Source organism: Aquirufa sp. A-Brett2-15D (assembly GCF_054558735.1).
Map to the genome: position 1 here is coordinate 34,486 of NZ_JBSKFT010000002.1, position 14,110 is coordinate 48,595.

15 protein-coding genes are annotated in these 14,110 nt (G+C 43.7%); 12 read left to right on the forward strand and 3 right to left on the reverse strand.

The features are described from left to right. The first annotated feature begins 23 nt into the window (after positions 1–23). Entirely contained in the window at positions 24–818 is a 795-nt protein-coding gene (locus ACST14_RS05325; RefSeq protein WP_459461340.1) for a Rossmann-fold NAD(P)-binding domain-containing protein, read from the forward strand. 158 nt (positions 819–976) lie between these two features. Here the strand turns inward: ACST14_RS05325 and ACST14_RS05330 are convergent, their stop codons facing one another. After that, positions 977–2,167 carry a M20 metallopeptidase family protein gene (locus tag ACST14_RS05330; protein ID WP_459461342.1) on the reverse strand — a complete coding sequence of 397 codons (1,191 nt, stop codon included), beginning with the start codon at positions 2,165–2,167 and terminating at the stop codon, positions 977–979. Positions 2,168–2,301: 134 nt separating this feature from the next. Between ACST14_RS05330 and ACST14_RS05335 the strand changes: the two genes are divergently transcribed. Both ACST14_RS05335 and ACST14_RS05340 read left to right on the forward strand, forming a co-directional pair. Beyond that, the gene (locus ACST14_RS05335; protein ID WP_459461344.1) at positions 2,302–2,817 is read left to right on the forward strand and encodes an HNH endonuclease; all 516 of its coding nucleotides are present in this window, start codon (positions 2,302–2,304) and stop codon (positions 2,815–2,817) included. Beyond that, complete coding sequence (locus ACST14_RS05340) at positions 2,814–3,554, forward strand: DUF2520 domain-containing protein (protein WP_459461346.1); 741 nt, start codon at positions 2,814–2,816, stop codon at positions 3,552–3,554. The genes ACST14_RS05335 and ACST14_RS05340 overlap by 4 nt, the downstream gene beginning before the upstream one ends. Here the strand turns inward: ACST14_RS05340 and ACST14_RS05345 are convergent. Then, positions 3,547–4,005 (reverse strand): hypothetical protein, encoded by a 459-nt coding sequence (locus ACST14_RS05345; RefSeq protein WP_459461348.1) that lies wholly within the window; start codon positions 4,003–4,005, stop codon positions 3,547–3,549. The genes ACST14_RS05340 and ACST14_RS05345 overlap by 8 nt on opposite strands. 94 nt (positions 4,006–4,099) lie before the next feature. On the opposite strand from ACST14_RS05345, the gene prfA reads away from it, so the two are divergent. Then, entirely contained in the window at positions 4,100–5,170 is a 1,071-nt protein-coding gene (gene prfA / locus ACST14_RS05350) for a peptide chain release factor 1 (RefSeq protein WP_459461350.1), read from the forward strand. Between the two features lie 261 nt (positions 5,171–5,431). On the opposite strand, the gene ACST14_RS05355 is transcribed toward prfA, so the two are convergent. Then, positions 5,432–6,478, reverse strand: coding sequence for a sensor histidine kinase (locus tag ACST14_RS05355; protein ID WP_459461352.1), 1,047 nt, complete (start codon positions 6,476–6,478; stop codon positions 5,432–5,434). A 57-nt stretch (positions 6,479–6,535) separates the two neighbouring features. On the opposite strand from ACST14_RS05355, the gene purB reads away from it, so the two are divergent. From purB to trpB, 8 genes are all read left to right on the forward strand, one after another. Then, positions 6,536–7,891 carry an adenylosuccinate lyase gene (gene purB / locus ACST14_RS05360; RefSeq protein WP_459461354.1) on the forward strand — a complete coding sequence of 452 codons (1,356 nt, stop codon included), beginning with the start codon at positions 6,536–6,538 and terminating at the stop codon, positions 7,889–7,891. Between the two features lie 102 nt (positions 7,892–7,993). Next, entirely contained in the window at positions 7,994–8,377 is a 384-nt protein-coding gene (locus ACST14_RS05365) for a VOC family protein (protein WP_459461356.1), read from the forward strand. A gap of 189 nt (positions 8,378–8,566) precedes the next feature. Then, on the forward strand, positions 8,567–9,976 hold the full coding sequence (locus tag ACST14_RS05370) for an anthranilate synthase component I family protein (protein WP_459461358.1): 1,410 nt from the start codon (positions 8,567–8,569) through the stop codon (positions 9,974–9,976). Positions 9,977–9,980: 4 nt separating this feature from the next. After that, positions 9,981–10,544, forward strand: coding sequence for an anthranilate synthase component II (locus tag ACST14_RS05375; protein ID WP_459461360.1), 564 nt, complete (start codon positions 9,981–9,983; stop codon positions 10,542–10,544). 3 nt (positions 10,545–10,547) lie between these two features. After that, positions 10,548–11,537: an anthranilate phosphoribosyltransferase gene (trpD, locus tag ACST14_RS05380; RefSeq protein ID WP_459461362.1), complete on the forward strand. Its 990-nt coding sequence runs from the start codon at positions 10,548–10,550 to the stop codon at positions 11,535–11,537. A gap of 1 nt (position 11,538) precedes the next feature. After that, positions 11,539–12,321 (forward strand): indole-3-glycerol phosphate synthase TrpC, encoded by a 783-nt coding sequence (locus ACST14_RS05385; RefSeq protein ID WP_459461364.1) that lies wholly within the window; start codon positions 11,539–11,541, stop codon positions 12,319–12,321. Between the two features lie 2 nt (positions 12,322–12,323). Next, complete coding sequence (locus ACST14_RS05390) at positions 12,324–12,920, forward strand: phosphoribosylanthranilate isomerase (protein ID WP_459461366.1); 597 nt, start codon at positions 12,324–12,326, stop codon at positions 12,918–12,920. A gap of 2 nt (positions 12,921–12,922) precedes the next feature. Continuing rightward, on the forward strand, positions 12,923–14,110 hold the full coding sequence (gene trpB / locus ACST14_RS05395) for a tryptophan synthase subunit beta (RefSeq protein WP_459461368.1): 1,188 nt from the start codon (positions 12,923–12,925) through the stop codon (positions 14,108–14,110).

Below are 14,110 nucleotides of genomic sequence, written 5' to 3' on the forward strand. Positions count from 1 at the left end.
TTGTTCCAAAGGTGCAAATTTATATGAAAAAGACGATAAGTATTTACGGGGGCGGTTGGGTAGGCGCACCATTGGCATTTAAATTAGCTTTAGCGGACATGGATGTGCGTGTTTCGGCATCAAGTGTTCATCAGCAAGCTGCTCATCCTAAAATTAGCGTGATGGAATTCAGAGCTGAGCCAGAAATGCCAGCTGAGAATTGGTCAGCAATGAATGATGCGGAAGTTCAAATTTGGGCGATTCCACCGCGTCGCAAGAAAAATTCAGAAGAAACTTATGTAGCTATTTTACAGGAATGGGTGGATAATTTGCCTTCTAGCGGGGTTAAAAAGCTCATTTTTCTTTCATCTACCTCCGTTTATTCGAACGTGTCAGACACAGTAGATGAGAAATCTGGAATTAATGACGATTCTTTAATGGCCAAAGCCGAAGCAATCGTATCCTCCACTAAAATTCCCACTATCATCCTTCGATTAGCCGGCTTAATGGGTGGCGATCGCTATGTAGGGAAGTATTTTTCTGGCAAGCGAAATGATGGAGCGAATTGTCCCATTAATTATGTGCACAAAGATGATGTGGTCTCACTCATTGCTTTGGCCGCTGAAAAAATTGAATCCGGTATTTATAATATTGTAGCCCCTATTCACCCGACAAAAGGCGAAGTGGGAGAAAACGACATCGAACGCCGCGGTCTACCTGTAGGCTATTGGGATTATTCTGTCACTTGTTTGGGCGGAAAAGTAGTTTCAGGCGATAAAATCTGCCAAGAATTGAATTACGAATTCAGATGGCCGGATCCTTTAGAGTTTCCTTTATAATGAAAGTAAATTTAATGGTAAATGGTAAATGATTTACCCTTTAACATACGAAATAGAGAGGTTTTAAGTTCAGTGAACAAGAAATTATTTGCGTAGCAACAATTTCGGTTCACTGAACTTAAAAACCGAAACCTTTTCGATTGGCTCTGCTGAAAATATTACACAGTTAACTCTGAGATCGCTAACCATGCCATTAACCCAGGGCCTATTGATAGGGATGCCTCATCAATATCAAAATTAGGCGTATGCACCCCGCTCGTAATTCCTCTTTCCTCATTGCGAACACCTAAACGGTAGAAGCAAGCGTCCACGTGGTGAGTATAGAAAGCGAAGTCTTCGCCTGCCATCCATAAATCTAAATCCACCACGTTTTCAGCTCCCATATATTCAATGGCTGCGGCTTTAGAACGGCGGGTTAGTTCTGGATTATTTTGTAAGAATGGGTAGCCTTTTAAAACTTCGAATTCGGCACGGCCACCCATAGCATCTGCGATGCCTTCGGCCAGCTTTTTCATCTTTTCTAGACCTTCTGCCCGCCAGGTTTCGTCCATGGCACGGAAAGTTCCGGCGATGTTCACTTCGTTTGGAATCACGTTAGTGGCTCCTAAACCTTCAATTTTGCCAAATGTCAATACCGAAGGAAGTTTTGGATTCTTATTTCTCGAAATAATTTGTTGCATCGCCACGATGATGTGGGAGGCAATAACGATCGGATCGATGCAGGCATCTGGCATGGCGCCGTGACCACCTTTGCCGATTACTTTAATATATAATTCATCCGTGCTAGCCATGTACATACCCTCGCGGAAACCGATTTTGCCCACGGGGACATTGGTGGCGACGTGTTGGCCGTAGATGCTCGCAGGTGTCGGGTTTTGCAATGCACCTTCTTTAATCATGATGCTGGCTCCGCCGGGCGCTTTTTCTTCTGCCGGTTGGAAAAGTAATTTGATGGTGCCCTCGAATTCTTCGCGGACCTGTTGTAAAATGTGGGCTGTTCCTAAAAGGGAAGCTGTGTGGACATCATGTCCGCAGGCGTGCATGACGCCAGGATTTTTGGATTTATAGGGAACCTCATTTGTTTCGTGGATGGGTAAAGCGTCCATGTCAGCGCGAAGGGCGACGACTTTTTTGCTTGGATTTTTACCTTTGATTTCGGCAATGAGGCCGGTGTTGGCGATTTTTTTGGCCTGAATACCCATCCGCTCTAGTTGTGCTAAAACGTAAGCTTGCGTCTGAAATTCCTGATAAGAAAGCTCTGGATTCGCGTGAATGTGGTGGCGATTGACCAGGGTGTCAGGGGTGATTTCAGCAGAGAGCTGTTTGATTTTTTCCAATAAAGTGGACATGGCAGTTTTTTAATTTATACAAATCTACAAAATAGGACCTAATTCCTTAAATTGTTAACAAAAAAGCAATACTAAACCCTTCCAATTCAGCTGATTATTTTTTAAATTGTTGAGCAAATTAAACTAGTTTGTCTATGGCTCAGAAAGTGTTAGTTTTAAATCAGGATTACAGCGCGCTTACGATTTGTTCCATGCCTAAGGCCTTTCTTTTGGTCTACTTAAACAAGGCAGAATTAGTCGCGGAATCAAGTACTGAAAAATTACACTCTGTTTCGAAAACTTTCCCCTATCCCTCGGTTATACGTTTGCAGCGATATGTCTATTTTCCTTTTAAAGGAGTGATGTTGAATCGCCAAAATATTTTAAAACGAGATAATTTTACCTGTCAATATTGTGGGTCAAAAGACTTCTTGACGATGGACCACGTTTTGCCTAAATCACGTCAGGGGCGCACCTCGTGGGATAATTTGATCACAGCTTGCAAGTATTGTAATTCGAAGAAGGGGCATATGACTCCGGAAGAGGCGGGCATGGTCTTGACGCGCCAGCCATTTAGGCCTTCATTTGTTATGTTTTTGCGAAATTTTTCTGGAATTTTGGATCAACAATGGGCACCCTTTGTGGGTGCTAAACTGGAGACCACCACATGAGTTTTAAAATATCGTTTATCGGAGCCGGCAATGTCACCTGGCACATCGCAAAGGCCCTAGAAAATGCCGGAAATTCAGTTCAAGAAGTATTTAGTCGAGAGCCCTCGAAGGCAAAAGACGTTGTTTCTTATTTATACAACGCTAAGGTGCAGGAAGACCTGGATTTCTCCGACTCCGCTGCTACCGTATTTTTCTTGTGTGTCCCAGAATCTGCTTATTCGGAAGTTTTGAAGGAATTATTATTGCCAAAATACGCAACGCTTATTCTCGTCTCAGGCACATTTTCTCTCGCAGAAGCGAATTTATTATACGATCCAGCTCGAGAAAGTACAAACCAGATGGGGGTCTTTTTCCCCGTTCAACACCTTGAATCAGGTCGTAGAATCAAGTTAGATAATATGCCGATTTGTCTAGAGGTTTTGGTGGAAGAAACTCAAAATACCTTAGTGGCGCTGGCAAAAGATATCACAGACGCCATGTATTTAGTGAGCGGCGAAGAACGTAAAAAGATTCATAAGGCGATGCTTTTGGCGGGAGTTTTAACCCAAAACCTGTGGTCACATGCCCAAGAATTGCTGCAATCCATTGAATTAGAACCCAGTTTACTACATGGGCTTGTTCAACAGCATGTTCAGGCATTCTTTACAGGCAAGCCGCTTTCGAAGGAAATTTCCGATCCACATTTGCGTGAAGTCAATTTCCAAATCAATCAAATCCTGGAGCGTAACCTTATTTAATCAAAGGTTTATCCATATTTTGGACCACGACATTCTTAGCGAATCCTAAAACGGTAATTTTGCCTTCTTCGGAGGGATAAAAATAGTATAGGCTATCGCCGGCGGTATTTTTTTGGATAGAGGGAGGGATGTCTTGTTTTTGGCCCAAAGAATAATCTAATGCATCCATTATCTCCACCATCTTCGCATCTTTAAAAGTTAATTTCAAATTAGCTGGAGCTCCTACTCGAACAGAAATAGACAATGCTTTCGTCGCACTATCGAGTTTTGTGGCACCTTTAGATTGAATTTCTTGTCCCCACGTGTCCACTTGATTGACGATGTCTTGAGGTAAAACGCGCTTCACTTGTCTTGCCTTCATTTCCTTAACGGCTGCGGCAGTATCGATACGTTTAGAAAAATCACATGCTTGAAGGGCAATTAATGCGAAAAGGAGTAGGGCGTGTTTCATCGTTTTGGAATTATATGCAAAGGTATTCTAAACGAGCACAAAGGGCAATGGATTTAATTACTATCTTTGCAACGTTTTTTAAAACCAAAATGTTATGCTGGAGCAGCTAGAGGCCATCCGAGAAAGATTTTTAGAAGTAGAACAACAAATCTCGATGCCAGAAGTGGTATCGGACTTGAAGAGATTCAAGACCTTGAGTAAAGAATACAAGGATTTGCAAAAGATCGTGGACCAGTATATGGCCTACCAAAACTTGCTAGGCTCCATCGAGGAGGCGAAACAGGTGATCGCTACGGAAAAAGACGAGGATTTTCGCGATATGGCCAAAGCGGAATTAGAAGAATTAGTTCCAGCGGAAAAAGAAATGCAAGAGGTTTTGAAGGAGATGCTAATTCCCCGCGATCCGAACGATTCGAAGGACTGTATCCTCGAAGTTCGTGCCGGAGCCGGTGGTGATGAAGCCTCCATTTTTGCAGGAGATATCTTCCGCATGTACCAGCGCTATGCAGAAAAGATGGGCTGGACATTCCAAATTATGGACTTCACCGACGGCACTGCCGGCGGTTACAAAGAAATTATCGCGTCTGTTCAAGGCGAAGATGTATATGCCAAAATGAAATTTGAATCCGGCGTTCACCGTGTTCAACGCGTTCCCGCAACAGAATCAGCTGGCCGAATTCACACCTCCGCAGCTACCGTTGCGGTGATGCCTGAAGCTGATGAGGTCGACGTTCAAATCAATATGAATGATATTCGGAAAGACACCTTCTGTTCTTCTGGAGCAGGTGGCCAGTCCGTAAACACGACTTATTCAGCCGTACGTGTCACTCACATTCCTTCCGGTTTAGTCGTACAATGTCAAGATGAGCGTTCTCAGATCAAAAACTTTGACCGAGCGATGACCGTTTTACGTTCTCGTCTATATGAAATTGAATTAGCTAAGCGCAACGCCGAAATCGCCGGCAATCGGAAGTTGATGGTGGGTACAGGTGACCGTTCAGACAAAATCAGAACCTATAATTACCCTCAAGGCCGCGTAACAGATCACCGCATCGGCTTAACCGTATATAATCTGCCTGTCGTAATGGATGGGGAAATTGCTGATTTTATCGAGCAGTTGAGGATAGCGGAGAATGCGGAGAGGTTGACTGAAGGGGCGGTTTAGTCAATCAAATTCGAAAAATGGGCTTCGCCATATTTTCCCGAATTTGTTTTACTAAACCTCTGAAAAGAATCGCAAAAAGTCCTTTTAAACCTCTAGGAAAAAATGTTAAGTGGTAAATTAATTTTCATTTACCATTTACCATTCACCATTTACCATTCAAATCCAAGATTTGAATCTTCAGTACTAAATTCATACAAAAAGGGACGCACTGCGTCCCTTTTTGTATTCCAACTTTATTCTTTGTGCTCTATGCTTTAATCTTTATTCTCCTCTCTCTAAACTAGCTTTTTCCAGCTTAAAACTAAAAACAGTCCCCTTATCCACCTTCGATTCCACCTGTATTTTGCTGCCATGGGCTTGAACGATGTGTTTTACGATAGAAAGCCCTAGGCCGGTTCCGCCGCTCAGTTTGGTGCGGCTTTTGTCAACTCGGTAGAAGCGCTCAAAGAGGCGAGGAAGGTGTTTTTCGGAGATCCCTGGACCGTTGTCTTTGACGGAAATTAAATAAGATTTTTTACGGTCTTCGATTAAGACGGTTACTTTGCCCTCTTGGTTGCCATATTTGATGCCGTTGTCCACGAGATTAACTAAAACTTGTTCTATCTTTTGCGCGTCAGCTTTTACATCAATGGCTACATCTGTACAATTTAGGAGTAATTTTACCCCGCGTTTTTTGGCCTTGCCCTCTAACTGTTCAAAAATTTCTTCTATCATGGGGCGCAAATTAATGCGTTTCTTATCGATCTTGATGGCACCGGTTTCGATTTGAGATACGGTTAACAGATCTTTAACCAAGGCGTCTAAGCCGTCTAAACTTTTAGCGGCTTTCTCTAAAAATTTCTGTCTGATTTCTGGGCTTTCGTCTGGGTTGTCTAGTAAGGTGTGCACGAAGCCTTGTGCTGCGAATATGGGTGTTTTAAGTTCGTGAGATACGTCTGCAAGGAATTCTTGGCGATAAACGGCTGCCTTTTTTAATTCCTTTACTTCATCTTCTGTGGTGGAGACGTAGGCGGTTAATTCACTTTTTAAGAGCTCGATAGGATTCTCTTTTTGAATTAATTGCTTCCGAGAAATTAAAGGGAAGCTCTTCTTCTTGATTTGCTTGATTTGGTCATATAACACGTTTACCTCTTTGAAAACTAAGTTGTCCAAAGCGAAGTAAATTAAAATCGACCCAAAAATCAGTACACTGATAAATCCGACAAAAATAGTCGCGGAATCGGAGGTAGGCAAAAAGGAAATAAAGGCTGCTGCCACCCCAGCGATGACAAAAGCAAGTAGAAACGAAATGTAGCGTGGACTTAGCATCCTTGAAATTACGGATAATTTTTAAATTGTTGTACCTTTGTGCTTTGATAAGATAGCATGGAATTAAATTTATTGACTGCCATATCACCGGTTGATGGTCGCTACCGTAAACAAACCGCCGCACTGGCTCCTTATTTTTCTGAATTTGGACTGATTCAATACCGTGTGCGCGTTGAAATCGAATACTTTATTGCTTTGTGCGAGATTCCTTTGGCCCCCTTAAAAGGATTCCCTAAGGAACATTATGCCACATTGCGTTCGATGTATACAAACTTTACGGAGGCGGATGCTACCTGGATTAAGGATACGGAGAAGGTAACAAACCACGATGTGAAGGCGGTAGAGTATTTTATCAAAGACCGAATGTTAGCCCTTCCAGGCGATATGAGCCCATTTGTGGAGTTTATTCACTTTGGCCTAACGTCTCAAGATATTAATAATACAGCGATTCCTCTTTCGTTAGCAGAGGCGCATCGCGAGGTAATTTTGCCGGCTTATCAGGCAGTTGTAGCTACTTTAGAGGCTTATGCAACTGAATGGAAAGAGATTCCACTTTTAGCGCATACCCACGGTCAGCCAGCATCCCCTACGCGTTTAGGTAAGGAAATTAAGGTGTTTGCAGAGCGTTTAAATCGCCAGTTAGACCTTTTAGCACAAGTACCCTTCACCGGTAAATTCGGTGGAGCGACGGGTAATTTCAATGCACACCAGGTAGCCTTTCCAGTCATTAATTGGCCACAATTTGCGGCAAAATTACATGCAGATTTAGGCATCAAGCGTAGTCAATACACGACTCAAATCGAGCATTACGATAATTTAGCGGCCTATTTCGATGGCTTGAAGCGTTTAGATACCATCTTGATTGATTTGTCAAGAGATATTTGGCAATATGTTTCAATGGGCTATTTTAAGCAGAAGATCAAAGCAGGAGAAATCGGTTCGTCGGCGATGCCACACAAGGTGAACCCGATCGATTTTGAAAATGCAGAAGGAAATTTAGCCATGGCGAATGCGTTCTTCGAATTCTTGTCCGCAAAGCTTCCGATTTCTCGTTTGCAACGGGATTTAACGGATTCGACGGTCTTACGTAATGTGGGAACGCCATTAGCACACGTATTGATTTCTTTGAATTCCTTACAACGAGGCTTAGGTAAATTAGAATTGAATAATAGCAAAATCCAGCAGGATTTAGAAGATAATTGGGTGGTGATCGCGGAGGCAATACAAACCGTATTGCGCAGAGAAGCTTTCCCTAAGCCTTATGAGGCATTGAAAGATTTGACACGTCACCACGGCAAAATCGACCAGTCGGTTTTCCACGCATTTATCGACGGCCTAGCCGTTTCTGACACAATTAAGGCAGAATTGAAGCTAATCTCACCGTTTAACTTCGTAGGCCGCGACGAAAACTAAAATATAAACTAAACTAAACTAAACCCCTCCGGACTTCGGACTCGTTCCCTTCGGACTTAAACCCCTCCGGACTTCGGACTCGTTCCCTTCGGACTAAAGACTATGACCCACCGTTTAATGCACCTCGCCCTCGTAGTAGCCGATTATGACGAAGCCATCGCTTGGTATACGGAGAAACTAGGTTTTACACTAGTAGAAGATACGGTTTTGAGTGATGTGAAGCGTTGGGTACTAGTGCAGCCGTCTGGCGAAGGTTCTTGTCAATTGCTTTTAGCCAAAGCCGCGACAGACGAGCAAAAATCAAGGGTGGGGAATCAAACGGGAGGACGCGTGTTTCTGTTCTTGCATACGGATGATTTTGATAAAGATCATGCGAATTTGATAGCGCAAGGCATTACGATTGTGCGGGGTCCGAGCGAAGAAGAGTATGGTAAAGTGCTCGTATTCGAGGATTTATATGGAAATTTATGGGATTTGATCGGTTAAAATTTTGATTTTACGGATTTCACTCTACATTTGTATCAAATAACAACACAATGACAAAAGCAACATACAACAAAAACTGGTGGCAAGGATAATAATCCCTGAACAGTTTCGCTGTGTGTACATGATATGTTTACTAAAGGCTTGCTGTTCCACAGTAAGCCTTTTTTTATTAATTTTGCCCTTTGAAACATGTCTAGTATAAAAATAAGAACTTCACGGAAAACACTTTTGGCAGATACACTGACGCCAATCGGGATCTTTTTGAAGATTCGAAAAAACTATAAGAATTCGGTTATCCTCGAATCGGCGGATTACCATGGTAAGGAGCATGGCTTTTCACATATTGCCTTTGATCCGATTGCTCGTTTCGAATTAACGGATTCGAAAGTCACCCAAACTTTCCCCGACGGAACGCAGGAGAATTTCACCTTGGCAAATCGCCACGATGCGGTTGCAGCCTTAAAAAGCTTTGCGGATCGTTTTGATTTTATCAAAGAAAAAGGCGATTCGCCGATGGCGAACGGGCTTTTTGGCCATATCTCCTATGATGCGGTCACCTATTTCGAGGATATCGATATTCAGGCGAAAAATCCCGAATCAGAAATCCCTTCCATCCGGTATTATGTGTACCGTTATGTGGTGGCGGTGAATCATTTTAATAACCAAATGAGCCTCTATGCGCACAGCTACGATGGCTCCGAGCCTTCCTTTGACACGATTACCTTTCTTTTAGACATGCCGCATTATGCGACAGCGTCCTTTGCTCGTCAGGGGGAAGAGGTGAGTAATTTAACGGAAGATCAAACGCGCGAAATCGTAAATACCTGTATTAAACACTGTTTACGAGGGGATGTTTTCCAAATAGTTCCCTCCAGACGCTTCGCTCAAAAATTCCAAGGGGATGATTTTCAGGTCTATCGGGCGCTTCGTTCGGTGAATCCATCACCCTATTTATTCTATTTTGACTACGAGGAATACCGGATTTTTGGGGCATCTCCAGAAAAACAAATCAAGATTCAAGGATCGGTTGCAGAGATTCATCCAATTGCCGGAACGTTTAGACGTTCAGGGGATGATGCGCGGGATGCAGAATTAGCGCAGGCTTTAATCGCAGATCCGAAAGAATCGGCAGAACACGTGATGTTAGTGGATTTAGCGCGTAATGACTTAAGTCGTTCGGCAGATAATGTGAAAGTGGAGACCTTTAAAGAGGTACAATTCTTTTCACATGTGATTCACTTAGTTTCTAAAGTAACGGGGCATTTGCAAAAGGGCGTTAATCCTTTGCAAATGGTGGCCGATACGTTCCCAGCGGGAACCTTAAGTGGTGCGCCTAAACACAATGCAATGACGATCATCAACCGTTTAGAGCCTACTAACAGAGCTATTTACGGTGGAGCGATCGGTTTTATGGATTTCGAGGGCAATTTTAATCATGCCATCGCGATTCGTACGTTTTTAAGTAAGGGAGACACCTTGTTTTTCCAAGCGGGCATGGGCGTAGTTGCTAAGTCCGTGGTGGAAAGTGAGATGCAAGAAATTCAACTTAAACTTGCCGCTTTGCGTAAAGCATTAGAGGTGGCAGAAAATTTAGCTTAAGGACATGAAAGTATTAGTACTAGATAATTACGATTCATTTGTTTACAATTTGGTCTACCTGTTAAAGGAATTAGGCGCAGAGGTGGACGTGTTTCGCAATGATAAAATTTCCCTAGAGGAAGTAGGCAAATACGATCAAATCCTGTTGTCGCCGGGTCCTGGGATTCCTTCGGAAGCAGGGATTATGATGGATTTGTTGAAGGAATATAAGTCGACCAAAAAAATTCTAGGCGTCTGCCTGGGTCATCAGGCGATTGCGGAGGCTTTTGGGTCTCAGCTAAATAATATGGGCGAGGTTTTGCACGGAGTGACCACCGAATGTGTGGTGATAGATCCGACCGAACGCCTATTTTTAGATATTCCATCTCGCTTCGAAGTATGCCGTTACCATTCGTGGACGGTGATTCCTTCGAGCATGCCAAGCGATTTAAAAATCACGGCGCAAGATGATAAAGGATTTGTTTTAGCGGAGGCGCATTCGAAATACGATGTGCGCGGGGTGCAATTCCACCCGGAAGCGTTTTTAACGCAACATGGATTGCAAATGATCAAAAATTGGATGAAATAAGAAATGAAGAATATATTAAATAGTCGGGTTGCGGGAGAGGCATTAACGGAGAATGAAGCGAGAGAAATCATGCTGCGCATTGGGCAAGGGGAGATTAATCCCAGCCAAATCGCTGCATTTTTATCGTCCTATTGGTTCAATCCGATTCAAGTAGATGAATTAAAAGGATTCGTTTCGGCGATGTTAGATTTAGCGGTTACAGTCGATTTATCTGAGTTCGACGCCATGGATGTGTGCGGAACAGGAGGGGATGGAAAAGATACCTTTAACATTTCGACGACGTCTTCTTTCATCATTGTAGGTGCCGGCCAAAAAATCGCCAAACACGGGAACCACGGTGTTTCCTCTTCGGTAGGATCATCCACCGTTTTAGAGTTCTTAGGTTTGAAATTTAATAATGATCCTAAAATTCTAAAGCGTAAGATGGAAACTTCTGGGATGTGCTTCTTGCACGCACCACTTTTCCACCCAGCGATGCGTTTTGTAGGTCCTATACGCAAGGAATTAGGGATGAAGACCTTCTTTAACCTACTGGGACCTTTATTAAATCCCGCCAAAGTCACCAAGCAAATCTCTGGCGTCTATTCACCAGAGGCCTTTGCCTTGTACGAAGGTTATTTCGAAGGTTCTGGCAAACAGTACGGGATTGTTTACGCCGAAGATGGCTATGACGAAATTTCCCTCACTTCTGCCTTCCGCTTAACGACTTCTTCCGGTAAGTCCATTTACAATCCAAGCGATATTGGCTGTGAGGTGGTAGCTCAATCAGCGTTATTTGGCGGTTCTACCGTGGAGGCTTCTGCAGATATGTTATATAAAATATTACAGCGCGAAGGCACGCCAGCTCAGACGCAAGCCGTTTTAGCGAATGCTGGAGCGGGTTTATTCGTGGCAGGAAAGACTGAAACTTTAGTGGAAGGAATAGCCTTAGCGAAGGAGTCCCTAGAAAGCGGTCGCGCGTTCCAGGCCTTCAAGAAATTTATAATGGATTAAGATGAGCATATTAGACCAAATTATATCCACTAAAAGACAGGAAGTGGCCGCTTGCAAAGCGCGCACCACGACCGCTCAGCTCGAAAAACAAGGATTTTTCGCGCGTGCTTGTCACTCCTTGTCGATGTCCTTGATTCAGCCAGCTTCCACGGGAGTCATTGCTGAATTTAAGCGTCAATCACCCTCGAAAGGCATCATTAACGATCGCTTGGGAGTGGATGTGGTGACTAGAGGCTATGTGGAGGCGGGAGCGGCTTGTTTATCGGTCTTGACAGATGAAGTGTATTTTGGGGGAACCTATGCTGATTTCGATTTAGCCAGACGTACGAATCCGAATACGCCCATTTTGCGTAAGGATTTCATGATCGATGAATACCAAATCATCGAGGCGAAATCGATGGGTGCAGATGTGATATTATTAATTGCGGCCGCATTAAGTCCCGCTGAAATCAAAACATTAGGCACGTTAGCGCGTTCCTTAGGTATGGAGACCTTGCTCGAAGTACACGATCAAGAAGAATTAGATCGTTCGCTGGGGGATTTTATTTCTGTGGTCGGAGTAAATAACCGCAACTTGAAGAATTTCTCTGAGCAAAACGTGGAAGCTTCGATGGTTTTGGCAGATAAAATACCTGGTCAATTTGTGAAGGTATCCGAGAGTTGTATCTCTGGACCTGAGATTATTACTGAATTGAAAGCTTACGGATACCGCGGCTTCTTGATAGGCGAAAGCTTTATGAAGACCGATAATCCGGGAAAAGCCTTAAGCAAATTTATACGGTAGGAATGATGCGCTGGAAAGTATGTGGCATGCGGGACTTAAGTAACATTCAAGAAGTGGCGGCTTGTGGGCCTGACTTTATGGGATTTATTTGGGCACCTAAATCGCCCCGTTATGTAGGCGCGGATTTTGTGATTCCTACTTTACCCCAGAAAACGAAAGCGGTGGGAGTGTTTGTGAATGAATCTACGGATACGATCATTACCTTATCGAAAAAAGCTGGATTTACCGTTGTGCAATTGCATGGTGAAGAAGGTCAAAAAGAAATAGACGCCTTGCGTTCCGCTGGATTACAAGTGATTAAGGCGATTAGTGTGGGTTCTGCAGCCGATTTAGACCTACAGGACACACCGGATTTCTATCTATTTGATACGAAAAAAGGAACGCAAATCGGGGGAACTGGGGAGCAGTTTAACTGGTCGCTTTTAGTGAATTATAAGCTTAATATCCCTTATTTTTTAGCGGGAGGATTGCAAGTGGAAGATGTGGAGAAGGTGAAGAATTTTCCAGGCTTGTATGCTTTGGACTTTAATAGTAAACTCGAAGTAAGTCCTGGATTAAAGGATGTCGAGAAGGTAAAAGAACTAGTAAAACAACGATAGATATGTCATTTCAAGTAGATGAACAGGGGTATTACGGAAATTTTGGCGGGGCCTTTATTCCTGAAATGTTGTACCCGAACGTGGAAGAGTTACGTTCCCGTTATTTAGATATCATAGCGGATCCGGTCTTTCAGGCGGAGTACGATGCCTTGTTGAAGGATTTTGTGGGTCGACCTACGCCTTTATTTAAGGCGGAGCGTTTGTCTGCAAAATACAACACGAATATCTATTTAAAACGCGAAGATTTGTGTCACACGGGGGCACATAAAGTAAATAATACGGTAGGCCAAATCTTAGTAGCTAAGCGCCTAGGTAAAAATAAAATCGTTGCAGAAACGGGCGCCGGTCAACACGGCGTGGCGACAGCAACGGTTTGTGCCTTGATGGGCATGGAATGTATCGTGTACATGGGTGCCATCGACATCGAAAGACAAGCCCCGAACGTGGCGCGTATGCGGATGCTAGGCGCTCAAGTGGTGGCCGCAAAATCTGGTTCACAAACCTTAAAAGATGCGACGAACGAGGCGATGCGCCATTGGATTAATCACCCAGTAGATACGCATTATATCATCGGTTCGGTGGTAGGTCCACATCCATATCCAGACATGGTGGCTCGCTTTCAATCCGTGATTTCGGAGGAAATTCGTAGCCAATTACTAGAAAAAGAAGGTAGAGATTACCCCGATTACGTGATTGCTTGCGTGGGTGGTGGATCGAATGCAGCAGGGGCTTTTTACCACTTCTTGGATGAACCTCGCACGGCATTAATTGCCGCTGAGGCAGCAGGTAAAGGAGTGAATTCAGGTCATTCTGCCGCTACTACGTCCTTAGGAAAATCGGGTGTATTACACGGGAGTAAGAGTTTGTTAATGCAGACGGAAGATGGTCAAGTGATCGAACCCTATTCGATTTCGGCGGGATTAGATTACCCAGGAATTGGGCCTATGCACGCGCATTTATTCGAATCGGGTCGCGGAAAATATTTTGGTATCACGGATGAGGAGGCTTTAGTCGCTGCCGTAGAATGCTCCCAGTTAGAGGGTATTATTCCGGCTTTAGAGACGGCGCATGCTTTAGCCGTATTCGAAAAATTACAAGCTAAACCGAATGAGATCGTAGTGGTAAACCTCTCAGGTAGAGGAGATAAGGATTTAGCAACCTACCAAAACCATTTAAAATTAAATGACTAA